This window comes from Burkholderia sp. AU33545 (assembly GCF_020419685.1).
Classification (GTDB): domain Bacteria; phylum Pseudomonadota; class Gammaproteobacteria; order Burkholderiales; family Burkholderiaceae; genus Burkholderia; species Burkholderia diffusa.
This window is the reverse complement of sequence record NZ_JAIZRQ010000005.1, coordinates 394,167-417,637: the sequence shown is the minus strand read 5'-3', so window position 1 is coordinate 417,637 and position 23,471 is coordinate 394,167. Positions and strand designations below refer to the sequence as shown.

Genomic DNA, 23,471 nt, shown 5'->3' with positions numbered 1-23,471 from the left:
CGTGCGGGCCGTCGCTCCGACAGCCGGCACGCCGCTAGAGCGACACTTACGCTTGCGCCGATGCGCTCGCGAGTGCCTCGAAGCTCACTTCCTTGTCCGTCACCTTTGCCTTGCCCAGCACGAAGTCGACGACGTTGCTTTCAACGACGAACGCTTCCATCTCGGCGAGGCGCTGCTGGTTCGAATAATACCAGCGGACCACTTCCTTCGGGTCTTCGTAGCTCTTCGCGAACTCGTCGACTTCCGCGCGGATCTGCTCCGGCTTCGCTTCGAGGCCGTTCGACTTCACGAGCTCGGCCAGCACGAGGCCCAGCTTCACGCGACGCTCTGCCTGCTCGGCGAACATCTCGGCCGGGATCGGTGCGTCCTTCGCGTTCGGCACGCCGCGCTGCGCCAGATCCTGGCGAGCCATTTCGACGAGGCGTTGCTGGTCCTGCTCGATCAGCGCCTTCGGCACGTCGAGTTCGGAAATCTTCAGCAGCGCGTCCATCACCTGGTTCTTGACGATGGCTTGCGTGCGACGCTTCGCTTCGCGTTCGAGGTTTTCCTTGATTTCGGCGCGCATCTTCGTCAGGTCGCCGTCTTCGATGCCGAGCGACTTCGCGAATTCGCCGTCGATTTCCGGCATGTGCGGCCACTCGATCTTCTTCATCGTGACCGTGAATTGCGCCGTCTTGCCCGCCACGTCCTTGCCGTGGTAGTCGTCCGGGAACTTCAGATCGAACGTACGCTGTTCGCCGACCTTCAGGCCCAGCGCCGCCGTTTCGAATTCCGGCAGCATGCGGCCTTCGCCGAGCACGAACGGGAAGTCTTCGGCCGTGCCGCCCTGGAACGCGACGTCGTCGATCTTGCCGACGAAGTCGACCGTCACGCGGTCGCCGTTCTTCGCTGCGGTGTCCGCACCGCCGTCACCGTGCTCGCCGGCTTCGCCGCGAGCGTGGAAGTGCACGCGCTGCTTGCGCAGGATATCCAGCGTGCGGTCGATTTCAGCGTCGCCGATCGACGTCGTCGAGCGTTCGACTTCAGCCGTCGCCAGATCGCCGATCTTCACTTCCGGGTAAACCTCGAACGTCGCGTCGAACGCGTATGCATCCTCAGCCTGCTCCTGCTTCGGCTCGAAGCTCGGCTGGCCGGCCACGCGCAGGTTTTCCGCACGGCTGATCGTGAAGAATTCCTGGCCGATCTTGTCGCTCAGCACTTCCGCCTCGACCTGGCCCGAGTACTGCTGTGCGACCATCTTGAGCGGCACCTTGCCCGGGCGGAAACCCGGCATGCGAACATTCTTCGCGAGTTTCTGGATACGGGCGTCGATTTCCTTCTGCACGGTGTCCTTCGGCAGGGAAATCGTCACGCGGCGTTCAAGCTTGCCGAGGTTCTCAACAACGTTAGCCATGGCTTCAATCGTCCTAAAATTATTCGAGCGAATCGGGTTTTCCTTGCCGTACCTGCCTGCAGCGTGAGGTGCATCGCATGCACACGCCGCGCCGGAGCGCCACGCCATCCCTGCACGCGCCGGATGGCTAGCGCAAGCGGCTCGGAGCACGGCTTTGGCCGGAAGAATCGACTATTCTAGCAAACAATTTTCCTCGTACCGCCAGAACGGCACGACAACGATGCCGAGCGGTCGCGCCGTCCGCTTCCGTCGACGGCAATGCGCGCGGATCGCCGCTATGCCGAACGGCGTATCCACCGCCGGGCCGCCATCCTGTAAGCTCCGATTGAGCATGCGCCGCGGTCGCGGCCGCCATTCTTCACATCAAACACGCCTTCCGGAGACACCATGCCGCAACACCCGTCCGCGCCTGTCGTCGTCATCGCGCCCGATTCGTTCAAAGGCTCGCTTTCCGCCGAGCAGGTCGCGGACGCGATCGCCACCGGCATCCGCCGTGCCCGTCCCGACGCGATCGTGCGCTGCTGCCCGATGGCCGACGGCGGCGAAGGCACGCTCGACGCGATGCTGGCGGGCGGCGGCACGCGGCGCGCGCTGCGGGTGGCCGGCGCGTCGCTCGCGGCACGCGACGCGGCCGTCGGCGTGATCGACGCGCACACCGCGATCGTCGAGACGGCCGAGGTCGTCGGGATCACCGACGCGATCGGCATGAGCGTGCCCGTTGACGCGCGCAGCACGCGCGGCATGGGCGAAGCGATCCGCATGCTGCTCGACGAGGGCGTGCGCCGCTTCTTCGTCGCGCTCGGCGGCAGCAGCACCAACGACGCGGGCGCGGGATTGCTCGCGGGCCTCGGCCTGCAATGCTTCGATGCGGCGGGCCAGCCGGTCGAACCGGTCCCGGCGCGGCTCGCCGATATCGCGCGGATCGACGCGTCGGGGCTCGATCCGCGCCTGAAGGAAGCGGAATTCATCGGCATGTCCGACGTCGACAACCCGCTGACGGGCGCGCACGGCGCGACCGCGGTGTTCGGTCCGCAAAAGGGCGTGACGTCCGAGCAGGTTGCGACCCTCGACACCGCGCTCGGCCATTTCGCCGACCTGCTCGAGACCGCGCTCGACCGGCGCGCCCGCGACCTGCCAGGCGCCGGCGCCGCGGGCGGCCTCGGATTCGCGCTGCACATGCTGGGCGCACGGTTCGAAGCCGGCGCGGAAGTCGTTGCGCGGCAAATCGGGCTCGACGCCGCGCTCGCCGGCGCCGACTGGCTGATTACCGGCGAAGGCCGCTCCGACGTGCAGACGCTGCACGGCAAGGCACCGTTCATCGCCTGCCGTCATGCGCGGGCCGCGGGCGTGCCCGCGTCGCTCCTGTCGGGCGCGGTCGACCCGGCCGCGGTGCCGCGCCTGTCCGAGCACTTTTCCGGCTGCTTCTCGCCCGCGCCCGGCCCGATCACGCTCGACGTCGCGATCCGCGACGCGGCGAACCTGCTCGCGAACGAAGCCGAACAGTTGACACGGCTGAAGTACGGCGCACACTGACCGTTGACCCGAGCGCGCGATACAGGAACAATCGGGCCCGCCCTTTTTCTTCAGGATTCGACATGAAAGGCCGCCAAGCCGGGCTCGATCAGTTTCTGACCTATCGCCTCCATGCGCTCACGAAGCGATCCGACCGCGGGATCGCCGAGGTGTACCGGCACAAGCTGGACATCTCGCTTCCCGAGGCGCGGGTGATCGCCGCCGTCGGCGCCTTCGGTCCGTTTTCGATCATGGATCTCGCCCGACATACCAATCTCGACAAAAGCCAGGCGAGCCGCGCGGCGGAAGCGCTGCTGCGCCAAGGGCTGCTCCAGCGCAGTGCGAGCGAGGAAGACGGCCGGATCGTGCTGATCGCGCTGACCGCCGACGGCCGTGCGCTGCATCGCAAGATCATGCCGATCGTGCGCAAGTGGAATGACGGCCTGCTCGCGTGCCTGTCCGATAGCGAGCGCCAGACGTTCGAGCGACTGCTCGACAAGGTCGTCGCGAACGCGGTCGAACGCGACGACTGAGTCGCAATACGGGGGCAATCGGTGCCGCACCCGCGTGGCGAAGGTGCGGCATGCACCGGAATCGCCTCAGCGGCCCCGCATGCGCCTCAAGCAGACCCCAGCGCCCGCCGCGTTATTTCAGATGAATCCTGCGGGCCTTCCAGTCGCGCAAGCGCACGGGCGGCGTGCCCGGCTTCCCCAGCCGTGGCTAACGGGCGCCTACCCGGCGCTTCGCCCCCTCTCCGCGTGCCGGGCATCGGCGCCGCGATTCCCCTCCGCTATAGCCCGCTGTTCGCCGCCCGCTGACGCAGCAATCCCAGCACCGCGTCGCAATACGGCGTCGGCACGTCGAGCTTGCGTCCCAGTTCCGGAAACACGCCGAGGATCGGTCCGATCTCCAGTGCCCGCCCGGCCTCGAAATCCTGCAGCATCGACGTCTTGAACGCGCCGAGCTTGCGCGTCACGGCAATCCGCTCCGGCCCGCTCATTCCCGTATCGAGACCAAGTTTCGCGCCGATCGCGGCCGCCTCCTCCATCATCCGCAACGCGAGTTCCTGCGTGAACGGATCGTCGAGCAGTTGCGAGGCGGTCGAACCCGTCAGCGCGCTCAACGGGTTCATGTTCATGTTGCCCCACAGTTTTGCCCAGATCTCGGTGCAGATCGCCGGGGTCGACTCGACGTCGAAACCGCCCGCGGCGAGCGCCGCCGCGAATCGCGCGGTCGCCGCATCGAGCCGCGGATCGGGCGAGCCGACGATCAGACGGTTGCCGCGGCCGCGGCGCACGATACCCGGCGCGTCGGTGCTGGACGACAGATGCACGACGCAGCCGATCGCCTGCGCGGGCGGCAGCGCTGCCGAGACCGCCCCCGCCGGGTCGACCGCATCGAGCGGCACGCCGTCGAGCGGGCCCGCTAACCCGTGCGTGAACCACCACGGCAACCCGTTCATCGCGGCGACAATCACCGTGCCGGGCCCAACCAGCGGCGCAACGCGCGCGGCCAGCGCCGGCAACGCCTGCGCTTTCAGCGCGATCACCACGTAGTCCTGCACGCCGAGCGCGGACGCGTCGTCGCTCGCGCGCACCGTGACCGACGACTCGGTCCCCGCCTCGTCGATCACGCGCACGCCGTGCGCGTTCAGTGCATCGAGCGTCGCGCCGCGCGCGAATGCGCTCACCGTCATGCCGGCCCGCGACAGTGCTGCCGCGAGCAACCCGCCGATCGCGCCGACCCCGACCACCGCAGCGCGCACCGACCCTGAATTCGTGTCGTTCATGATGAAAATCCGTCTACCCGGAGCGGACGAGCATAGCGCCCAATGGTTGCGGATACAACCATTTACGCAAGCATCCGCGCGGCCGTGTTCGCATGAGCGGTTCAGCGCGGTGCGATGACCGCCTCCACGGGCTCGTCGTCGGTCGTGCCGCCGGTCGCGCCGAGCACGCCGGCGATCTGGCTCTTGTCGTGCATGCCGAGCTTGCGGTACGCGCAGCGCAGATAGTGACGCACCGTCGTCGGCGAAATCGCCATCTGCTGCGCGACCTCCTTGTGCGAACGGCCGGCACCGTAATAGCGAATCGCCGCGAGCTCGCGCGGGCTCAGCCTGTCGAGCAGCGAGCGCGGCCGCGCCTCGATCTGGAACAGTCCCGCGATGGGCACGCACTGGATGCGCAGCGCGTCGCCGATGTACGGCTGGCCCGATTGGCGGCGCACATGCGCGACCAGCGGCTCCGGCACGCGCGGGCCCGTCCACGCCGGCCATTCAGTCCGCAGCACGTCGTCGAAGCCGTGATCAGCGTGATGCAGCACGCCGAAGTTGTCGCACAGCGCGCGCGCCGCCGGCGCCACCGCATCGGCACGCTCGCGCGTGAGCTGCGCCGCGCGATTGATCGTCAGCGCGGCCGCCAGATGCGGAATCACTTCCTCGAAGCGACTCGCTTCGTCGTCGCTGAACGGACGATTCAGGCCCTGGCGATAGATCGACATGAACGTCGTCAGCCCGAAGCGGCGATCGAGCGTACACACGCACATCAGTTGCGCCAGCCCGTACTTCACGCACCAGTCGCGAAACCGCGCGTCGAATCCGGGCTCGACGACCGACAACCGCACCGCGCGACCGTGCGCGCCGAGCAGCGTGCGTTGCGCGAGCGGATCGCAGTCGCGCACGCGTTTCCAGTCGCTGAAGAACGCGTGCGGAAGACGGTACAGGAAACTGTTGTGCATCACGGGGCCGGTCGGCGTGTGCGTCGCGACGCCGGTCCACGCGGCGTCGAACGGGATGAGCCCCTGCAGCAGCGAAAAGAAGCGGCACTCGAATTCGCCGATGCTCGACTGCGCGGCGACCGCATACAGGTCGAGCAGCATCAGGCCGAGTTCGCGTCGCGCCGCGTCGCCGCGCGTCACGCCGTCGAAATCGGCGCGGCGGGACGGCAGCGGCGGCCATGCGAATTCGTCGAGCACGATCGCGGCCGGCACGTCGCGCAGCGCATCGGGATCCTGTCCGATATCCGTGGTGATCCTCACCTTCCGCTCCCCTGCCCGATCGGGCCGCTGATGCACGCAACGCAGACCGGCCGATTATAGCGACCGGCATTTTTGGCGGGCTCCGCCGCCGGAACACGCCGCAATCCCATCCATTTGAACGGTGCGCCGCCCGTTGCTGCTGCGCAGCACGCCGCGTCGCGGTGTCGCGGCACGTCCACCCCGTGCACCGCGGGTTTTCCTCACCGTTCATCTGCACGACTGTTCAGCGGCTTTCCCGCTGCCGACACTGCGTCGCGACAACGCCAACAACAAACGATGCAGGAAGGTATGGAGAACCCCACGTGATGACATCCCGCTTCATCCGCACGGCGACCGCCGCGGCGCTCGCCGCGTGCAGCCTTGCCGCGCACGCGCAATCGACCCTCACGCTGTATGGCGCGCTCGACGCCGGCGTGCAGTACCTGACGCATGCCGACGGACGGCACGCGGCCGTGCAGTTGCAGAACTACGGCATCCTGCCGTCGCAGGTCGGGCTGAAGGGCACCGAGGATCTCGGCGGCGGCTGGCGCGCCCTGTTCAAGCTCGAACAGGGCCTCAACATCAACGACGGCACCTCGACCGTGCCGGGCTACGCGTTCTTCCGCGGCGCGTACGTCGGCATCGCGGGGCCCGTCGGCACCGTGACGCTCGGCCGGCAGTTCAGCGTGCTGTTCGACAAGACGCTGTTCTACGACCCGCTGTGGTACGCGTCGTACAGCGGCCAGGGCGTGCTCGTGCCGATGACGGCGAACTTCATCGACCACTCGATCAAGTACCAGTCTCCGACGTTCACCGGCTTCGATGTCGAGGCCCTCGTCGCCACCGCCGGCGTCGCGGGCAATACGCGCGCAGGACGCGTGCTCGAGCTCGGCGGTCAGTACGCCAGCAACGGGCTGTCGATCAGCGCGGTGCTGCATCAGGCGCACGGCGACGCGTCGGCCGCGGACGACGCCTCCGCGCGCCGCCGCGAACTCGGCACGCTCGCCGCGCGTTACGCGTTCGCGACGCTGCCGCTCACGCTCTACGCGGGCATCGAACGCCTGACCGGCGACCTCGATGCGGCGCGCACGATCGTCTGGGGCGGCGCCCGTTATCTGACGTCGGGTGGAATTGGGCTGAACGCGGGCGTCTATCACACCGATTCGCACACGCCGGCGATCGGCCACCCGACGCTGTTCATCGCGAGCACCACCTACGCGCTGTCGAAACGCACCGTCGCCTACGTGAACCTCGGTTATGCGCGCAACAGCGGCCAGAGTTCGCAGACCGTCTACGAATACGACCCGACACCGCTCGCCGGCGCATCGCAGTTCGGCGCGATGGTCGGCATGTATCACCTGTTCTGATTCCGTCCAGCGAGATCCCGCCATGAAAACACTTTGCTCCGATGCCGCGCTGCCGTCCGACGGCCGCGCGTCCCCTTTCGCGCGCTCGACGCTCGTCGCACTCGTCGTGTTCGCGGCCATCACGCCGCTGCTGCTGCTCGTCGCGCCGGCCGTCGCCGGTCAGCTCGCGGCGCAGCTCGGGCTGTCCGCGTCGCAGATCGGCACCTACTTCTTCGTCGAACTCGGCACGTTCAGCCTCGCGACCCTGCCGTCGTACCTGTGGCTCGGCCGCGTCGATGCGCGCCGCGTCGCTGCGTGCGCGATCGCGCTGTTCGGCGCGGGCAATCTCCTGACCGCGTTGTGGATGCCCGGCTTCGTCGCGCTGCTCGCGCTGCGAGCCGTCACCGCGCTCGGCGGCGGCTCGCTGATGGTGCTCTGCATGACCAGCGCGGCCACGAGCGAGAACAGCGATCGCGTGTACGGGCTGTGGGTCGTCGGCCAGTTGATCGCCGGCGCGATCGGCCTGTTCGTGCTGCCGCACGTGTTCGCCGCGTTCGGGCTGCGCGCGCTGTACGTCGCGCTGGCCGCGCTCGCGCTGCTTGCCGCACCGCTGTCGCGCGGCTTTCCGGCGACGCTCGGTGCGCGGACCGCGTCGGGCCGGGCCGCGCGCGGCGCGTCGACGGATGCGTCACGGCGCTTCGTCGTGCTCGCGATCGGTGCGGTACTGAGCTTCTATCTCGCGATCGGCAGCGTGTGGACGTTCGCGAGCCGCGCGGCGGCGGAGGCCGGACTCGACCCGCGGTCGATCGGCAACGTGCTCGCGATCGCGAGCGTGATGGGGATTGCCGGCGCGGCGCTCGCATCGTGCGCGGGCGGCCGGCTTGCGCGGCGCACGATGCTCGCCGCCGGTTACGCGCTGCTCGCGGCGTCGCTCATCGCACTCGCCGCGCTGCCGCACGTGGGCGGCTACAGCGCCGCGATCTTCGCGTTCAAGTTTGCGTGGACATTCGTACTGCCGTTCATTCTCGCGACTGTCGCGCAGATCGATACGTCCGGGCGGCTCGTCGCGACGCTCAATTTCGTGATCGGCGCGGGCCTCGCGGCCGGCCCGCTCCTCGCCGGCCTTTTGCTCGACGCGGGCGGCACGATGCACGTGCTGTTCGCGGCCGCGACGGCCGTCGCGATCGCGTCGTTTGCCGCGCTGCGCCATATCGATCGGCGCGCGCGGACTTCCGCTTCCTCCCAACCGTGACAGGTCAAAACCATCCATGAATCGCACTGCCTTCTTCACCGACGAACGCACCTTCTGGCACACCGGCGGCACGCACGCGCTGTTCTTCCCGGTCGGCGGCTGGGTCCAGCCGCCGTCGAGCGCCGGCTACGCGGAGTCGCCCGATTCGAAGCGACGCCTCCTGTCGCTCGTGCAGGCTTCGGGCCTGGCCGACCACCTCGACATGCGCGGTGCCGCGCCGGCCACCACCGGCGATCTGATGCGCATCCATCCGGCAAGCTATCTCGACGCGTTCCGCGCGCTCAGCGATGCGAACGGCGGCGACCTCGGCGATCTCGCGCCGTTCGGCAAGGGTAGCTACGAGATCGCCGCACTGTCGGCGGGTCTCGCGATCGCGGCGGTCGACACCGTCGTCGCCGAGCGGGCGGCCAACGCGTTCTCGCTGTCGCGGCCGCCCGGCCATCACTGCCTGCGCGACCGCCCGATGGGCTTCTGCCTGCTCGCGAACATCCCGATCGCGATCGAGGCCGCACGCGCGAAGCATGGCATCGACCGCGTCGCGGTGATCGACTGGGACGTGCATCACGGCAACGGCACGCAGTCGATCTACTACGACGATCCGGACACGCTGACGATCTCCCTGCATCAGGACCGCTGCTTTCCGCCCGGCTACAGCGGCGGCGACGAGCGCGGCGCAGGCGCGGGCGTCGGCGCGAACCTGAACGTGCCGTTGCTCGCGGGTAGCGGCGACGACGCGTATCGCCATGCGTTCGAGCGGATCGTGCTGCCGGCGCTGGAGCGGTTCCGGCCGGATCTGATCGTCGTCGCGAGCGGCCTCGACGCGAACGCGGTCGATCCGCTCGCGCGCATGCAATTGCATACAGAAAGTTACCGGTACTTGACGCGCTCGGTGAAGGAGGCGGCGCAGCGCCACTGCGGCGGACGGCTCGTGATCGTCCACGAGGGCGGCTATTCGGAGGCGTACGTGCCGTTCTGCGGACTCGCGATCGTCGAGGAGCTGGCCGGCATCCGCACCGATGTCGCCGATCCGATGCTCGATCTCGCGATCGCGCAGCAGCCGGGCGAGCGGTTCGTCATGTTCCAGCGCGAACTGCTCGACGAACTTGCCGTGTCGTTCGGCTTGTAACGCGCGCTCACCAACGATGCGGGGCCGGCCCTTGCGCGATCGGTACGGATAGGGTTTCCTGTGTCTTTACACCTGCCAGGTCCGGCCCCCTCTTCAGATGAATTCGTCTTCGCGCGATCCCGACACCAACGACAAACCGCGCCGCCAGCCGTCGAAGCTCGCACTGAATATCGCCGCCGTGCTGGTCGGCCTCATCACGTTCGCGATCGGCGCGGCGTGGTTGATCTATAGCTGGATCGTCGATCGCGAAGCGCAGTATTTCGCGATTCCGCTGGTGTTCTCGGTGCCGGTGATCGTGGCGGTCGCGGTGCGGAGTTTCTGGGACTAGGCACGCTCGAAACGACAAAGCGCCGCGGTCGGTGGACGCGCGGCGCTTTCTTTTATCAGATGCAGGCAGGTATCTGCGACGGGCAGCAAGCCTCTCCGTTCGGCCTGGAACCGTTCACAGGCCCGCGTGTGCGCACGGATTCGCGATCGGCCCCTGATAGCCGTGGATGGCGCTCAGCGCGGAACCCACCAGCACCGTGCCGACCGATTTCAGGACGGCTTCCGTCGTCGTCGGCTCACCGCTCGAGATGGGCCGCCCCGAGTAGGCCATGCACTCCGGGGACGGCGCGATCGCCTGCACGGGCCGTGCGCTCCATGCGACGTTGTCGGCAGGCGTGGCAGCAAACGCCGGTATTGCCAGCGTCAGGGGAAGAACGGAAATCAGCATGCGTGCGGTGTTGGGCATCGATGGTCCCCGGTTGGACAACCCACGTGAATGAATGGCGTTGCTCATAATATGCGCAGCCGGATTTCCGTGCCTGCGAAAGCGTGTGCGCTCCATGCAGCGCCGCACCAACAAAAAAGCGCTGCCGGTCAGCCGACCGGCAGCGCTTTCTCGGAACGGCCCTTAGCGGGGCACGTTCGACTTCGTGGTGCGTGAGGCCAGAACCACATTAAAGGCGCTCTGCCTTTCTACTAAAGGCATCTCACGAGTTCGTATTTTTCGGATGCCCCCGCATATGCCCCCTTGTGCAATTCCTGCCGGTTTTTCGTTGTTGCGACACAACAAATCGGCGGATTCCATCATCGCGCAAGGAGATCGTCATGACAAAGAACTTCGTTGGGGCATTTCGTTTTTCGTTGGCCGTCGCTGTACTGCTCGCATGTGCCGCATGCGGCGGAGGTGACGACCCCGGTCCTCTGGTAGCACGCAACGCGACGGCCGGCGGCCAGGTTGGCCCGGTACTCCGGGCGTGCGAGGCACCGGAGGCACCCTGCCCAGCTTCGCAGGCTCAAGGCGGCCTCCGGAAGTGACTACGCGGTGAAGCTCTATTCGACTTCCGATACTGCCGGCTCGATCCGCAAGGCATTCGCTGATTTCACTCACGTGCTCGTGAACCGCGGATACACCACGATCAAGCCGGCATTCTTTAAGAGCGCATCGATCGCCGATCTCCCGGTCTACGTGTGGGCGTGGTGGGATCGTGCGAGCGTCGGGCAACTGGCGAGATGGCAGGCCGACGGTGGCGTGTTGCTCGATCGCTACACGTATTCGGATCGTGCCGGCCCGGCGGACGTGCTCGTCTTCGTGGAATGCCCGATGACCATGGGAAGGTTGACACGCTCTTACGCGAATACGTCCGAGTACACCGTGATCCCGGTCCCGCACACCTGGCGCGTACACGAGGAATGCATCGACCTCCGAACGCCGCGCGTCGAAGACCTGCGAGCAATTTGGACTGCCTGTCGAGGACAGAGGTTGACCGACGAACAGCTGGAGTCCAAGAGCCGCATCCCTCGTCAACGGGTCACATACATGCGCAAGAGTCTGAAGCCCGTGGAGGAATGGGAAATTCGTCCCCGGTTGGCACCTGAAGCGTCCGGTCTGTTGCCCGCGTGGCACTGGATCGGATGCGGCCGCATGGAGCTCAAGAAGGTAATCCGCGAGGAAGGTCATAAGGCCGCCATCAAGGAGATGGCGCGCCTCGGACACATCTCGTTGACAAAGTGGCAGGTCTACCGGAGCGACGAGCCCGATTGGGACCTCCTCGAGCGCAAGCGCAAACAGGCTATTGCTGATCTTGCTGAAGTTCGATCACTCGTTGAGTCGCTTCCCGGCCATCTTCAAGCTTGACGACCGTTTGGCGGATCTCTTTGATGCGTGGGGCGTTGGCGTGATATAGCTGGTTTAGCTCGGACAGAGCATGTTCGATCTCTCGATCGCCAACGGCGCGCTGTTCGCCGCCACGCAGTGCGATCGCAGCTTGCAGCTTGACCTTCGCCATCGCCGCGCTGTCCTTGTGATTCATCGTCGCAAGACCGTGAAGTTCCTCAAGGCCAACAACTTTGTATGCGCGTGTGAGATCAGCTACTCGCGAATCAAACTGCTCGCTGCTCATGCGTGAGTACGACGGATCCACCTTGACCTTCTCGATTGCCGCGGCGAATCCCTGAAGCTCGGCCGATGCCCGGATGTATCCGTCCAACTCGTGGGCGGTGCAGTCGAGCGTCGAGGCAGCCAGGAAGATGTCCCCCTTTGCTTCAGTCAGGGCGGTCTTGATCGATTCCTCGGAGATCAGACCGGCGCGCATCGATCGCCTCACTTCTTGCCTCGCTTGCGTTCCGGCAGGCCCTTCGTGGACTTGCCGTGCTGCGCACTTGTGTATTCCTTACCAACCTTCTTCGGGATACCGATCTTCGACCGGCCCTCGGCCGCGGCGTGCATCGCGCGGTTTTGCGCTTTCGACTTCATCGGCATGATGTCCTCCTAGTACGAGAGTCCTTTCGCGTATCCCATCTGCTGCAGCTCGGGCAGTTGCTTCTTCAGACGGCCCACACCGATGTCAGTGCGGTAGAACGGGCTGTTCGGGATCTTCACCTTCTTGATGGCGCTGTAGGCCGACCGGCGAGCGCCCGTGATCGTCTCACCCGTTCCCGTCGCAATCAGCACGTAGTCGCCGGCTGTTACCGGACCCGGCAGCTCTACTACCTTGCCGTTCACCTCGCGCGGCGCCACGCCCATCATCACTTCGGAGAAGTGCAGGTGCTCCATGTCCTCGGCGCCGTAGATCGGGATCCCGCACAGTTCCTTGTTCGTGATCTTCGAATACGGGAAGTCGGGCAGCGCCATCAGAACCGAGATGCACACCTCGTCCATGCGGATCTTCAGCGTGTCGCGGCCGTGGATTTTGTCGGCCATCCACTGAGCCGGGTCGCCCTCGATCAGCGCGGTCAGGTTGTGACGGATCGGCCAGCCGTCGCGCATCGTCCATTCGAGCGGATACGGGCCCTTCCCGTCGGTCGGGATCATGCAATTGACGTCGACGTACCCGACGTACCCGATCCGCTTCAGGTGCTCGGTGGCGGGCTTCAGTACCTCATCGGCGAGCTTCGACTGCCGGACGACACGCACCGTGGTGCCCATCTCGCCGGTATTCACACCCAAGTCGCCGTTCATCAGCTTCTTGTTTTCCCAGTTCTCCACCCAACCGCGCGACCAGCCATCCGGGCCGAAGAATCCGCCCACGGCCATCTCGATGCCGCTGATCTTCTCCTGCAGGATGAACCCATCCTTGCGCGCCGCCGCCCGGTACTTGTCGATCTTGTTCCACCGGCCGAGCATGTACACCATGTCGGCCGCACTGTCGGCGACATAGGACATCGCACGCTCGCCGTCGCCCGACGGCTTCGACACGAACGCCTTGCCCTGCTTCTTCACGTAGGCGATCGCGGACTCATAATCGTGGAACGTCTTACCGGGAATGATGCGCATCCCACACTCTTCCATCACCTTCTGCCCGACCTCGCGATCTAGTTCCCATTCGACGGCCGCCAGGTTGCAGCCATAGATCGGGTACCCGATCCGGCGGTACGGCTCGAGCATCTCGAGGTAGCTGACGTTGTCCGGCGTATAGATCAGGTCCGCCCAGCCGAGCCACTTCCGGCGTAGTTCGTCATAGTCGCGGACCTTCGGCACGATTCCTTCGCCGGCGTGGCGGTCGGTGCCATCCGGACGCGGCTTGTCGTACCAGAGAACCTGGTGTCCCCACTCCTGGCAGCGCATCAACCAGTCGAGGCAGTTCGAACCGACGTCGATCGCGAGAATTCTCATGGGGCGGGCGGTCGCTGAAGGAGTTGCTCGGTAACGGCGGGCCCGAAGCGGTTATAGGCATTCGCCGCCAGCCACGGCGGAACGGCGGCGAAGGGAGCAAGCCCCGCCCCGCCTGCCATCAGGCCGGCTACGATGCCGCGCTCCGCGGTGTTCGACGTGCCCGGCTCACGCAGGAACAGCGAACCGATATCCGCAAGCTTGCCGAGTTCACCGCCTTGGCCCATCGCCATCGCACGTTTTCCGTATGCGTTCGACGTGACCGCGCCCATCAGCGCCTTTGGGCTGATATTTCCGCCGGGAGACTTCGCCACGAGCGGCTCGATCGTCTTCCCCATTGCATATTGCCGTCGCGCGGCCGCATAGCGCGTGGCTTCATCGGCCGACAATTGCGGCAGGAATGCGTCCTCGATTTCGCCCTGGAGGTCGCTCAACGCATGCCGCAGGTCGCCGTTCGACGTGCTGCGGATCGTCGACTTCAGCTTCGTCAAGAACGGCCGGAGCTTCGCCCCGTCGAGCTGCCGAGCCGCCGACGTCGCACCACCTCCGGCGAGCTTCTGGCGGGGACCGGCCAGCGCCTCCAGGTCGTCGATATATCCCTGCACGACGCCCTGCACCTCCGGCAGCTGGTTGCCCTTCGCACGCTGCAGGCGATTCAGGAATGCGTTGTCGACCGGGATGCTGTGCGCAACCGTGATCGCGTCGATCTCGGTCCCCGACTTCTTCATCGCGTTGGCGTACACCTGGCGCGTCAGCTTGTCGCCTTCGCCGCCGATCGCCTGGATCAAGCGCTGGTTGAACACACGCTGGTTCGCGGCCGACGTCTCGCCGGAGAACGGCACGTCCGACGACAGCTGCCCGGCAATACGCCCGAATTTGTTCTCGTACATCTGGTCCGGACGGAAGCGGAAGCCCATCTCATGTGCCTCGCGCGCGAGCCGAAGCGTCTCCGGATCAACCTCCGGCAGAGCTCGTGCAGCTGCGCGCACGGTGCCGCGGCCCGCGGCGTTCGCGCCGGCGCGCATGGCGCCGGCCGCACCTTCACCGGTGGCCAGCACACCACGCGGCACTTCAGGAATCCGCGCGATCATCGGGGACTCGACCGGCATGCCTTGCAATGCGTGCATCAGCCCGGATTTACCGAGCGCTTCGATGTCACTGCGGCCTGCCTCGGTGCGCGGCTGGTACGTAAGCTTGTTAGCCAGCGCGGCGCCCGCTTTCTCACCTTCCTCGATGCCCTGCTGCGTGCCATACTTGCCGCTCGTGAGCGTCTTGCCGACGCCGTATGCGGCGCCCACGGGCGCGGCCAACACGCCGGTTGCAGCCGACAAGCCGGCTTCACCGAGCCCGACTGCACTCTTGCCCAATCCGAGCAGGCGCTCCGCGATGGTATCGGCATGCTGCGGCATCGTGCTAGCCGGCGGGCTATCAGGTGGCAGACGATCAAGCGGCGCGACAGGGCCCGCCGGCGCACCGCCTGCTCCGGCGTATTTGCCCCACGGTCCCGTAGCGGACGCTGCAGTGTCCTGAGCGTATTTTTCCCAGGGTCCGGACATTACATCTTCTCCCAGTTGCTTTGCTTCGACGGATCTCCGCCCTTGAACCGGTATCCGCCTTCAACCGTGCCGACGGCCGGTGCGCCTTCACCTCGACCGGAAATGCGGGCCTTCTGCTGCGCCTGCACCTCGGTGGGCGCTTGCCGCGCCGCTGCCATTTCCTTTTCCATGACGGCTAGCACGGCGTTTAGCTGCTCATCCGTACTCGCCGTCGAGAGGAGCTCGCGCGCGTGCTCCTTATCCGCGACCGTCGGCGTACCGGTCGGGCTGATCGCGCGCGCATAGGCGTTGATTGATGTGTTAAGCGCCGTACCTAATGCCACTACGCGCGGATCGCCCGAGCCGGTTTGAGCTGCCTGCAGCGCCTTGTTCACGCCGGGGAACTCCGTGCGCGGCAACGCGGCCGAAGCCTGCCGAACGAGCGGGAAGGTCTTACGTGCTTCGGCAACGGCCATACCGATGTTGGCCGCGCGCGTAGCGCCGGTACGGGCTGCTGCCTTCTCGCCCTGGAACCCAGCATTCGCGGCAGCGATGTCGGCACCGGTACCGCCCGATTCGCGCTCCTGGCGCATCACTTCACGGCGCAGCGCGATGATGTTCTTCGCGCCCTGCGCTCCACGACCGAGGTTCTGGTAGACCGACGTGTCGCCCGCGCGCGCCTGCTCCGCCAGAAACTTCAAGTCTTCGGGCGAGAACTTAGCGTCGTCTCCGTTGGCTAACGCGATGGTCTGTTTGCGGAGCGCAATTGATTCAGCACGCAGAGCATTCGACTCAGCGCGCGCCTGCGCGCGGTCCGCACGATCCAGCGCGCGATCTTCTGATCTTTGGTTAGCTTCACGAATCCGCTCCTCGAGAGAGGCGTGCCGATCCTGCACGGCCTGCAGCTTCATTTCCTGTTCGAACCGCATCTGGATCTGCGCCGCCTGGGCCTTCGCCTGCGAGTCGAGGATCGGTGTCAGCTGCTGCAAGCCCATCATCAAGTCCGCGCCGGCCAGGCCCTGATCCTTCAGGACCTTAATCGCGCTGTCGAGCGTGAGCGGGCCGCCAGGCTGTTGCTGCGGCGCGGTGGGCGCGGTGGGCGCTGCGGGAGGCGCCGGGATCTGCATCGGCGATGCCTGAGCTGGACTGCCCGCCGTCGGCATCGGCTGGAACGGTGGCAGAGGGGGTTTCCCGGGCGCACCGGTGCCTCCGCTCATGCCCGGGGGTGCCCCAGGAGGAAGCGGAGGCATCTGCCCCGCTGTCGACGGCTGCGCCGGCATGGACGGCTGGCCCGGATTCGGCGCTTGAGGCGGAGGGGGCATTTGACCGGGCATCTGCGCGGGCTGTTGCCCCGCGAGCAGCTGCGGTAGCGCATTGCCTGCCGCCGTGAGCGCTGCCTGTTGCCGCTGACGATCCTGCTGTGCCTGTTGGAACTGCGCGAGCTGGATCTGGGCGTACTGACGCTGCAGCGCCTGCTCTTGCGCCTGCTGCTGATACTGCAGAAAGTACGGGAGTCCCGCGAGCCCGGCCATTTCTCACCTCACATCGTGAAGCCGTACGAGTTCCCGCCGCCCGAGTAATACGGGCTGGAACTGAACGCGCCGCTAAAGTCGCCACCGCTGAACGAGCCCGATGCCGGATTGAAGAAGTTGGAAATGCCGTTCTGCACCTGCTGATTGCCGAGCAATCCCGAAATGCCCTGCGATACAAGGCTGCCCGCGGCGCCTGCGCCTTGTGACTGCGCTTGGAACGGTACCTGTTGCGCGCCCTGACCGTAGTTCATGTACGGAATGATCGTGCCCATGATCCCTTCGGCCGGCCCGTACACGTTTGAGTTCAGGAAGGACCCGTACGTATTCGCGAGGCTCCCCGGCGTGCTAGCGATGCTCTGTGCGGTCTGGTACGGGACCGATCCGGCCGCCAGATCGTATCCCGGCACCGACGCGGCCTGCGACGTGCCCAGCTCGCCGAATCGTCCGGCCGTGTTCGCAGCGCCTGCATAGCCCTGGAGCCCTTGCAACGCACGCTGCAGCTGGTTGTTCTGCCAGTCGATGTTGAAGTTCGCCATGGCCTGATTGGCGACTCCTGCGCCGGCAGCCGACGAGCCCAGCCCGTACATCGAGTTGTTCGCGTTGACCTGATCCTGTACCTGCTGCTGAGTACGAGCGTACAGTGCGCTTTGCGGATCGAGGCCCATGCCGAAGACTTGCCGGCCGGCGCCGAGCAGTGCGTTCTGCGTATCGAAGTTCTGGTTCGCTCGCTGATTCGTGTAGTACGCGAGATTGCTGTAATCGCCCCCGGCGTTGCCGGCGGCTGCCTGGTATGCAGGCCCGAAGTAATTGTTCGCATTCAGACCGCTTTCGAGGGACTGAAAAGCGTACGGCGTGGGGTTATTCGTTCCGTACGCGTTGTTGATGCTCGAAAGCAGGTTTTGCCAGGTCGTGTCAGCGGTCGGCAAGCCCGTGGGCGTGTAATACGACGAACCGCCGCCCGACGTACCCGGGGACAGCATGCCCGAGACGAGCGAGCCGCCGATACCGGCAGCCAAACCTCCCGCAACCGCTCCAAATGGCATGGTTCACCCCTTCATCAGTGTTTCGGGATCCGCCACGCTCTCCGCGTGAATGCAGAGCCACGTCAAATCCGTCAGCGCGGTAATGCGATGCGCGCGCCCCGCCTTCACTTCAAGCATGCACGGCCCGTGCAGCACCTGTAGTTCACCGTCGACGTCGAGCAACGCCGTGCCGCCAGCGAGATAGCTCAAGTGGTCGTAGTCGTGAACGTGCTTCTGCACTTCCTCGCCCGCGAGCAGCGTCTGTTCGCGGGCGTACACGCCGCCGGCCGCGAAGTGGTGTTTGATGGTCATTTCTCGCACCTGATCGAGACGATCAGCGTGATCCGATCGTCATCGCCTTCATTGACCACCTCATGCTCCTTCATGTTGTCGAAGTACCAGACGTCACCCGGTGCCATCACGACGCGTTCATCTTCGACCCGGTTCCAGCACTTCGGATTCGTCTGCAGGGGCACATACAGCTTCGTGTTGTAGTGCCGAACGTGCCAGGTATCGTCGGCATGCGGCAGGATTCGCTTTCCGGGCGGAACCTTCGTGATCAGGACGCCACCCAGACGCGTGCCTTCGACGCGCGCCATCAAACCGAACACGATCGGTCGAACCTGCGGCAATGCATACCACTCCGGATAGAACACCGCGTCGTGCGCGTCGTTGAACCCGGTATAGTCGCCGGCCGCCTTGTACGGCTTCTCGTCGTTGTAGCGCAGCCAGATATCCGAAACGTCGACGTGTGGACTACCCTCCGCCGTCGTGCGTGCGGTATGGCGATTCCAAAGTCCCGGCTGGCGCGCGATGGCGAGCAGCAGAGGTGCTGTATCGATACCGGCAGCGATACGGACGAGGTTGTTCATTTACCTTTGACCTGCTGATAGACGTGCATGCCGCCAAGGCCGAGCATGCCGATCGTGATCGTCGCGAGCTGCGTGAGGTCCATTTCCGTCAGGACGATGTGATGCCCAAGCAGCGCGGAAATGTCGCTCATCGCCGGTCGCAGGACGAAGTTCCACGCGTACCCGGCGACGCACACCCAGCCCATCCCGCCGCGCCAGTGCTGCAGCGGATCCGTGCTTTGTGCCTCGGCCTGGTTGATTTGCATCTGGCCGGTGATCTGTGCGAGCTCGCCCGTCTGTTGAAGCTGGAGCAGCTGCAGCTTCGCTGCGGCCGCCTGAGCCGGGTCGGGCCAGACGCGGTCGATAATCTTTCCGACGACGTCGGAGACTGCGGAAATCGGATCGAGGAATCCCATCACGCGGCTCCCTTCAAAAGGTTGTTGGCGATGCGGTTCGCCCACCCGTGACTGAATGCCGGCCAGTTGTGCAGGTCGGCTAGGTATTTCAGCCGGTATGCCAGGAACCGCGCGACAATCCGCACCGGATCAGCCGCGTTCACCGCGGCGATCGTCACCGGGCCGATTCGGCCGTCGGGCTTCAGGCCTGCAGCTTCCTGCAACCAGGTCACGGGCAAGCCCCCGTTGTACGCCGCGTCGAACACCTGGAACGCCACGCGCGGGTCGAACTGGTCGCAGTAGTACGGGTCCCAGTAAACGCGCTTTGCGATCAGCTTGGCGGTAGCCTGCGGCATCGAGCGCATGTCGCCGCCATACCCGTTCGCGCGCGCGACGCGAGCCGTCACGCCCCACCTCGTCTCGCCGCCCGGATCGGCGGGGTTGTTCGAGTAACTGCCCTCGTTGCCCATCAGGGCTTCGAAGGCATCGTCGAAGCTGCTCACAGCTTGCCCACCGCGTGCAGGATCTGCTCGACCTTCTGCTCGACGGTCAGGTTGTCGCCGCTGACGATGGTCGTCACGCTGGCTTCGAGATCTGCGAGCTCCTTCGCTGCATTGCCGAGTCCCACGATTTCCTCGACCTTGTCGACGAAGGCGCGGCCGTCGTTCGCCAGCGCCTGGAAACGTGCCTCGATGGCGGATTTGATCGATTCGAGCATGTCCATCTCCTAGAAGAACTTCTTCAGGCCGCCGCCGGCCCCGTAGGCGGCAATGGCGACCAAGGCGTACATGAAAACGCGCCACGCCAATCCGAGGATTCCCCGGCCGACGTTAAGTTGAAAACGCTGGGTGATGCCGCTTTCGATCTGTTCGGCGATCGCCTTGACGTCGTCTTCGGTGAGTGTCCGGTTTCCCATGTTTTCCCCGATGGTTGGTGCAGATGGTAGTTTTGTTTCCCGTCTTGATCAGGTCGACGGCAGTATCGTGTAGCTCTTGTTGACACCCAACACGATGACGTTGTTCGACAGCCCGGTCGCAGAATCCCAGGTCGTGGAATTTGTTTTGGTGAGAACCGCGCTTGTCGTTGAATCCGTGTTGTTGAAAATCTTTAGGTTCCCTGAGTAGTTCGGCGGAGACGAAAAGCCTATTTCGAATTGATTCGCATTTCCGAATGTGACGAAAATCGCGTAGCTGATCACCCCACCGAAAAATGCGGCGTTAATACTTTGGATCGACACACCGCCGGGCAAGGAGACAGCCGTTGCGGCGCCGTCCCAGCGACCTGACTTACCCAGCAAATCACTGAAGCTGACCGGGAGCGCACTCTTGCCCGCCAATGCGATCACCCATGGGTGGTTGATCGACAGTGGCAGCGATAGCCCAAGCTCGGTCGCGATCTGGGACATGGATAGAGGGAAGCTGGCTGGTAGTGTCATTTGACGGGCTCCAGCAATGCGCGTAGACGAAGCACTTCGATGGTCAGTTCGATCACAATCGCCAGGGCAGCGCTGCCCTCCGAGACGGATAGACGTTCATCGCCGAATACGGCCTCGGGCAGCACCTTCTGCAGCGACTGCGCGCCGGCTCCTACGCGTCGCTCACCAGTGTCCTTGCGCGTGTACGTACCGTGCAGAACAGATGCAACGCGCTCAAGAAAGTCAGGTGGAAATTCCTTCCAGTCCTTCTTGAGGCGCTCGTCAGAAGTGCCCGTAATGTTCGATCCGCTGATAACACCGGACGTCGTGAATGCCCCGGTGTCGGTCAACGTCGCGAACGTGGTGGAACCGTTGGAAGTTTGGAATCGCAGCGTCCATCCGGAGCCATCCCCGAACTTGATCGGTGCAACGTTCGGGCTAACCAGGAGGCCCATCGTCAGGCCCGCGGCGCCGGTCACCGTCACGGAAGCGAAGCTCGCCGCCGACCCTGTCACTGCATACGAGCCGGCTGGCTGTGCGTTCGCATTGACCTGGTTGACGATGAAGTTCAGGTCCGCCATTACCTGCGAGGCGTCTGCTGTCGTGCCGTTCTGCAGGGTGGCGGGTAGCGATCCGATGATTCCCGGCATGATTTACCCCTGGTTCGTGTAGCCCGTATCCTGATAGCGGGCGAAAAATGTGCCGATCATCACTTCATTGACCGGCGTCACCGTCACATCGAGCGACATCTTCTGAAAGACCAGCGCAATCGGCCACGGAATGCTGTATACGTGCGGGATGCTGGCGTTCGACGACCAGTTGGCCGCACCCCAGTTGAACGCGTTCCAGATCGCCCCGCTTGTTGGCGTCATCACGAAAGTGGATGCCAGCGAGTTCTGCTGATCGTCTAGCGCGGTCAGGTTGAAAACCACCGACGCGCCCGTAGCAGCCAACTCGATCGTCGACTCGACTACCTGAACCTGCTGCATGTGACCCGTCTTCGGGAAGTTCGATGAGCGTAGATGGCACATGAACGCTGCGCCGGCATCGAGATAGCTGGTATTCGACGTGGGGATCGTCGAGCTGACGAAAAGCGCGGCGCCATGCGAGGCGCCTGAGAGTACAAACGATTCCCCATACAGTGAGGCACAGTCATAGGTGAACGAGTGCGGCCCGGTCCAGCGTTTGCGCCGGATGTCGTACCAGTAGTCGTTTGTCTGCTGCTGTCCCTGGATCAACGTCGGAACGCACACGCGATATACGTTTCCTGCGAATGACGCGCTTATACGCGACGGCTGCGTGGTGTTCTGGAACGGCACCTGCAGATCAGCGGGGAAGTCGGTACCGGGTCGGCTCGACAGTGGAACCAGCGTACCGAGAAAATTCAGGATGTACGGTGCGTCGACGCCGGCGAAGAAGATACCAAACGGCCCCTGCACCACACTGCGCGGCGCGATGCAACCGGTCGTCAGAGAAACGTAGTTCAGGGCGAGGTTGCTTGTGGTCGGATCACCCGTGATTTGCCAGACTTGACTCGTCTTGAACACGATGAGAGCACCAATCACGCCCGCCGACGTCGTCTGCACTGGCAGACCCGACTGCGCCGTGATAGAGGTCGTATCTCCGATTGTCACGGCCTGCGACGCGTTGGTGCGCGTCAGTGGATTCAGAGCGTCACTGAATTGCAGCGTATTGCCGACCGAGAAATACGCGCGGTTATTGAAGTTCGCGACCGAGGTCGGTACGCCCGTCAGCGGGTTTGTCGCGAGGTTCGATGACGACCACGCCGGTGCTGCCGGGTTCGAGATGTCGATAACGCCGAAAAAGTTTGCCCCAGCACCACTGAAGCCTGGGTGCGTGATGATGATTTTCGTGCCGACAACGGCCATCGTCGGTGGGGTCCATGCGCCGCTGGTGGCAGGTGACGCTGGCACGTTTCCCGATGTCACCCCGCTGATGGTGGTGAACGAACTGGTCAGCAAGTTGAATGCAAACGGTTCGTCGAATCCTGGATTGCGCGCGGTCGACACCATGCCGTACGCCACGGTTCCAATGACCGTGTAAACCGAGACAAACGTCGGGGTCGTGAAGCCGCTGAACGTCGTCGCGGCAGCACCCACACCCGGGCGCGCGACTATGATCTCCGGATTTCCCTGATCAAATACGAGATTGCTCAGTAGCTGGCACGCGCCGGCGAATGCATCCGTGGCGTCGAACGCGTCGCAGAGGCCCTTCGGCGTGAAGCGGACCGGCTTCGCATTGCGGATCGCCATGGCACTAGTCCGTGATCTTCGTCGGTTTCAGCGTGCGATTCGTGTGGAAGCGACGCGGATCGAGGCGTACCGACTTGACGACCTGCTGCTCGTCGCCCTCCATGATGAGATGCGTGAAGAGCATCGCCTCGCATTCCTTGATCAAGGTGTCGTGTCGAACGTCGTCAGTTTCGACCATCAACTCAGCGGCCGTGCGCTTGATCAGGTACAGGCTATCCGGAAACCACGGGATGGTGGTCGACGATTCGGGCGTGGTGATGTCCGGCTGCTTCACCATGTACCGGTGCGTCAGAACGATCTGACCGGACGATTGCGGGTAGATGAAGAGCTGCCCCGCCGATTGGTTCGTCTGCGCTGTAGTTTCGTCGTATAGCAGCGTCATGAACTCGTACGGGTAGTTTGCGATCGAGGGATCCTTGAATTCCTGGTCCCACTCTTCCGGCGAAATAGGGTGCAGGAAATACGGCAGGTTGTTCTGCTGGAAGAAAAGGTCGTACGTCCGCAGGTAATTCAACGGCAACGTGAACGGTCCATAATTGTTCGCCTGCACGGTAACGAATTCGGTGACCCGGTTGATCTTCAGGTCACGATGCAACCAGAGGTCCTCCAGGACCGAATTCAGGTAGACGCCGCCCTGCGACAGCCACCCGGGTACCTTCGCGATCGCGCAGGCGCGCTGCACGATCTGCTGGGCCTGGAGGTAGGCCAT

Annotated in this window: 28 protein-coding genes; 8 read left to right on the top strand and 20 right to left on the bottom strand. The window is 64.7% G+C overall.

The features are described from left to right. Positions 1 to 46: 46 nt before the first annotated feature. The gene (gene tig / locus LGM71_RS19425) at positions 47 to 1,393 is read right to left on the bottom strand and encodes a trigger factor (RefSeq protein ID WP_124622543.1); all 1,347 of its coding nucleotides are present in this window, start codon (positions 1,391 to 1,393) and stop codon (positions 47 to 49) included. Between the two features lie 387 nt (positions 1,394 to 1,780). Between tig and LGM71_RS19420 the strand changes: the two genes are divergently transcribed. Further along, positions 1,781 to 2,926 (top strand): glycerate kinase, encoded by a 1,146-nt coding sequence (locus tag LGM71_RS19420; protein ID WP_226115974.1) that lies wholly within the window; start codon positions 1,781 to 1,783, stop codon positions 2,924 to 2,926. A gap of 62 nt (positions 2,927 to 2,988) precedes the next feature. Beyond that, a complete protein-coding gene (locus LGM71_RS19415; protein ID WP_174908762.1) occupies positions 2,989 to 3,438 on the top strand; it encodes a MarR family winged helix-turn-helix transcriptional regulator in 450 nt (149 codons plus the stop codon). Positions 3,439 to 3,695: 257 nt separating this feature from the next. On the opposite strand, the gene LGM71_RS19410 is transcribed toward LGM71_RS19415, so the two are convergent. Together LGM71_RS19410 and LGM71_RS19405 are read right to left on the bottom strand one after the other, a co-directional pair. After that, on the bottom strand, positions 3,696 to 4,694 hold the full coding sequence (locus tag LGM71_RS19410; protein ID WP_226115972.1) for a 2-dehydropantoate 2-reductase: 999 nt from the start codon (positions 4,692 to 4,694) through the stop codon (positions 3,696 to 3,698). A 101-nt stretch (positions 4,695 to 4,795) separates the two neighbouring features. Then, the gene (locus tag LGM71_RS19405) at positions 4,796 to 5,941 is read right to left on the bottom strand and encodes a helix-turn-helix transcriptional regulator (RefSeq protein WP_226115970.1); all 1,146 of its coding nucleotides are present in this window, start codon (positions 5,939 to 5,941) and stop codon (positions 4,796 to 4,798) included. Between the two features lie 302 nt (positions 5,942 to 6,243). Between LGM71_RS19405 and LGM71_RS19400 the strand changes: the two genes are divergently transcribed. The 4 genes from LGM71_RS19400 to LGM71_RS19385 all read left to right on the top strand — a co-directional run bounded on the left by LGM71_RS19400 (position 6,244) and on the right by LGM71_RS19385 (position 9,972). After that, complete coding sequence (locus tag LGM71_RS19400; protein ID WP_226115968.1) at positions 6,244 to 7,287, top strand: porin; 1,044 nt, start codon at positions 6,244 to 6,246, stop codon at positions 7,285 to 7,287. Between the two features lie 22 nt (positions 7,288 to 7,309). Then, a complete protein-coding gene (locus LGM71_RS19395; protein ID WP_226115966.1) occupies positions 7,310 to 8,518 on the top strand; it encodes an MFS transporter in 1,209 nt (402 codons plus the stop codon). A 16-nt stretch (positions 8,519 to 8,534) separates the two neighbouring features. Beyond that, positions 8,535 to 9,644, top strand: a complete 1,110-nt coding sequence (locus tag LGM71_RS19390; RefSeq protein WP_226115964.1) for a class II histone deacetylase — start codon at positions 8,535 to 8,537, stop codon at positions 9,642 to 9,644. A 97-nt stretch (positions 9,645 to 9,741) separates the two neighbouring features. Beyond that, entirely contained in the window at positions 9,742 to 9,972 is a 231-nt protein-coding gene (locus LGM71_RS19385; RefSeq protein ID WP_124622527.1) for a hypothetical protein, read from the top strand. 114 nt (positions 9,973 to 10,086) lie between these two features. On the opposite strand, the gene LGM71_RS19380 is transcribed toward LGM71_RS19385, so the two are convergent. Then, positions 10,087 to 10,377 (bottom strand): hypothetical protein, encoded by a 291-nt coding sequence (locus LGM71_RS19380; RefSeq protein WP_174908890.1) that lies wholly within the window; start codon positions 10,375 to 10,377, stop codon positions 10,087 to 10,089. A 576-nt stretch (positions 10,378 to 10,953) separates the two neighbouring features. Between LGM71_RS19380 and LGM71_RS19375 the strand changes: the two genes are divergently transcribed. Beyond that, positions 10,954 to 11,766 carry a hypothetical protein gene (locus tag LGM71_RS19375; RefSeq protein WP_226115962.1) on the top strand — a complete coding sequence of 271 codons (813 nt, stop codon included), beginning with the start codon at positions 10,954 to 10,956 and terminating at the stop codon, positions 11,764 to 11,766. Here LGM71_RS19375 and LGM71_RS19370 read toward each other — a convergent pair. From LGM71_RS19370 to LGM71_RS19350, 5 genes are read right to left on the bottom strand one after another with little or no spacing between them, the layout of a single operon-like run. Beyond that, a complete protein-coding gene (locus LGM71_RS19370; protein ID WP_222153056.1) occupies positions 11,702 to 12,223 on the bottom strand; it encodes a hypothetical protein in 522 nt (173 codons plus the stop codon). The genes LGM71_RS19375 and LGM71_RS19370 overlap by 65 nt on opposite strands. A gap of 8 nt (positions 12,224 to 12,231) precedes the next feature. Next, positions 12,232 to 12,390 carry a hypothetical protein gene (locus LGM71_RS19365; protein WP_154817447.1) on the bottom strand — a complete coding sequence of 53 codons (159 nt, stop codon included), beginning with the start codon at positions 12,388 to 12,390 and terminating at the stop codon, positions 12,232 to 12,234. 9 nt (positions 12,391 to 12,399) lie between these two features. Beyond that, a complete protein-coding gene (locus tag LGM71_RS19360; protein ID WP_226115961.1) occupies positions 12,400 to 13,743 on the bottom strand; it encodes a hypothetical protein in 1,344 nt (447 codons plus the stop codon). Beyond that, the gene (locus LGM71_RS19355; protein ID WP_226115960.1) at positions 13,740 to 15,296 is read right to left on the bottom strand and encodes a hypothetical protein; all 1,557 of its coding nucleotides are present in this window, start codon (positions 15,294 to 15,296) and stop codon (positions 13,740 to 13,742) included. The genes LGM71_RS19360 and LGM71_RS19355 overlap by 4 nt, the downstream gene beginning before the upstream one ends. After that, positions 15,296 to 16,402 carry a hypothetical protein gene (locus tag LGM71_RS19350; RefSeq protein WP_226115959.1) on the bottom strand — a complete coding sequence of 369 codons (1,107 nt, stop codon included), beginning with the start codon at positions 16,400 to 16,402 and terminating at the stop codon, positions 15,296 to 15,298. Before LGM71_RS19350 ends, LGM71_RS19355 begins: the two co-directional genes overlap by 1 nt. A 273-nt stretch (positions 16,403 to 16,675) precedes the next feature. Here LGM71_RS19350 and LGM71_RS19345 point away from each other — a divergent pair, with 273 nt between their 5' ends. Further along, on the top strand, positions 16,676 to 16,855 hold the full coding sequence (locus tag LGM71_RS19345) for a hypothetical protein (RefSeq protein WP_226115958.1): 180 nt from the start codon (positions 16,676 to 16,678) through the stop codon (positions 16,853 to 16,855). Here the strand turns inward: LGM71_RS19345 and LGM71_RS19340 are convergent. The 11 genes from LGM71_RS19340 to LGM71_RS19290 are packed head-to-tail and all read right to left on the bottom strand — an operon-like array spanning position 16,816 to position 23,471. Beyond that, a complete protein-coding gene (locus LGM71_RS19340; protein WP_226115957.1) occupies positions 16,816 to 17,823 on the bottom strand; it encodes a hypothetical protein in 1,008 nt (335 codons plus the stop codon). The two genes, LGM71_RS19345 and LGM71_RS19340, sit on opposite strands and share 40 nt — an antisense overlap. A gap of 30 nt (positions 17,824 to 17,853) precedes the next feature. After that, positions 17,854 to 18,141 carry a cupin domain-containing protein gene (locus LGM71_RS19335; protein ID WP_226115956.1) on the bottom strand — a complete coding sequence of 96 codons (288 nt, stop codon included), beginning with the start codon at positions 18,139 to 18,141 and terminating at the stop codon, positions 17,854 to 17,856. Continuing rightward, positions 18,138 to 18,701, bottom strand: coding sequence for an aspartyl/asparaginyl beta-hydroxylase domain-containing protein (locus tag LGM71_RS19330; protein ID WP_226115955.1), 564 nt, complete (start codon positions 18,699 to 18,701; stop codon positions 18,138 to 18,140). The genes LGM71_RS19335 and LGM71_RS19330 overlap by 4 nt, the downstream gene beginning before the upstream one ends. Further along, positions 18,698 to 19,096, bottom strand: a complete 399-nt coding sequence (locus LGM71_RS19325; RefSeq protein WP_226115953.1) for a 3TM-type holin — start codon at positions 19,094 to 19,096, stop codon at positions 18,698 to 18,700. The genes LGM71_RS19330 and LGM71_RS19325 overlap by 4 nt, the downstream gene beginning before the upstream one ends. Beyond that, a complete protein-coding gene (locus LGM71_RS19320) occupies positions 19,096 to 19,578 on the bottom strand; it encodes a glycoside hydrolase family 108 protein (RefSeq protein ID WP_226115951.1) in 483 nt (160 codons plus the stop codon). Before LGM71_RS19320 ends, LGM71_RS19325 begins: the two co-directional genes overlap by 1 nt. Further along, the gene (locus LGM71_RS19315; protein WP_226115949.1) at positions 19,575 to 19,793 is read right to left on the bottom strand and encodes a hypothetical protein; all 219 of its coding nucleotides are present in this window, start codon (positions 19,791 to 19,793) and stop codon (positions 19,575 to 19,577) included. The genes LGM71_RS19320 and LGM71_RS19315 overlap by 4 nt, the downstream gene beginning before the upstream one ends. Positions 19,794 to 19,802: 9 nt before the next feature. Next, the gene (locus LGM71_RS19310; protein WP_226115947.1) at positions 19,803 to 19,991 is read right to left on the bottom strand and encodes a hypothetical protein; all 189 of its coding nucleotides are present in this window, start codon (positions 19,989 to 19,991) and stop codon (positions 19,803 to 19,805) included. 48 nt (positions 19,992 to 20,039) lie between these two features. Further along, the gene (locus tag LGM71_RS19305) at positions 20,040 to 20,510 is read right to left on the bottom strand and encodes a hypothetical protein (RefSeq protein ID WP_226115946.1); all 471 of its coding nucleotides are present in this window, start codon (positions 20,508 to 20,510) and stop codon (positions 20,040 to 20,042) included. Beyond that, the gene (locus tag LGM71_RS19300) at positions 20,507 to 21,139 is read right to left on the bottom strand and encodes a tail fiber domain-containing protein (protein ID WP_226115939.1); all 633 of its coding nucleotides are present in this window, start codon (positions 21,137 to 21,139) and stop codon (positions 20,507 to 20,509) included. The genes LGM71_RS19305 and LGM71_RS19300 overlap by 4 nt, the downstream gene beginning before the upstream one ends. A 3-nt stretch (positions 21,140 to 21,142) precedes the next feature. Continuing rightward, the gene (locus LGM71_RS19295) at positions 21,143 to 22,762 is read right to left on the bottom strand and encodes a hypothetical protein (RefSeq protein WP_226115936.1); all 1,620 of its coding nucleotides are present in this window, start codon (positions 22,760 to 22,762) and stop codon (positions 21,143 to 21,145) included. A 4-nt stretch (positions 22,763 to 22,766) separates the two neighbouring features. Next, positions 22,767 to 23,471 (bottom strand): hypothetical protein, encoded by a 705-nt coding sequence (locus LGM71_RS19290; RefSeq protein ID WP_226115934.1) that lies wholly within the window; start codon positions 23,469 to 23,471, stop codon positions 22,767 to 22,769.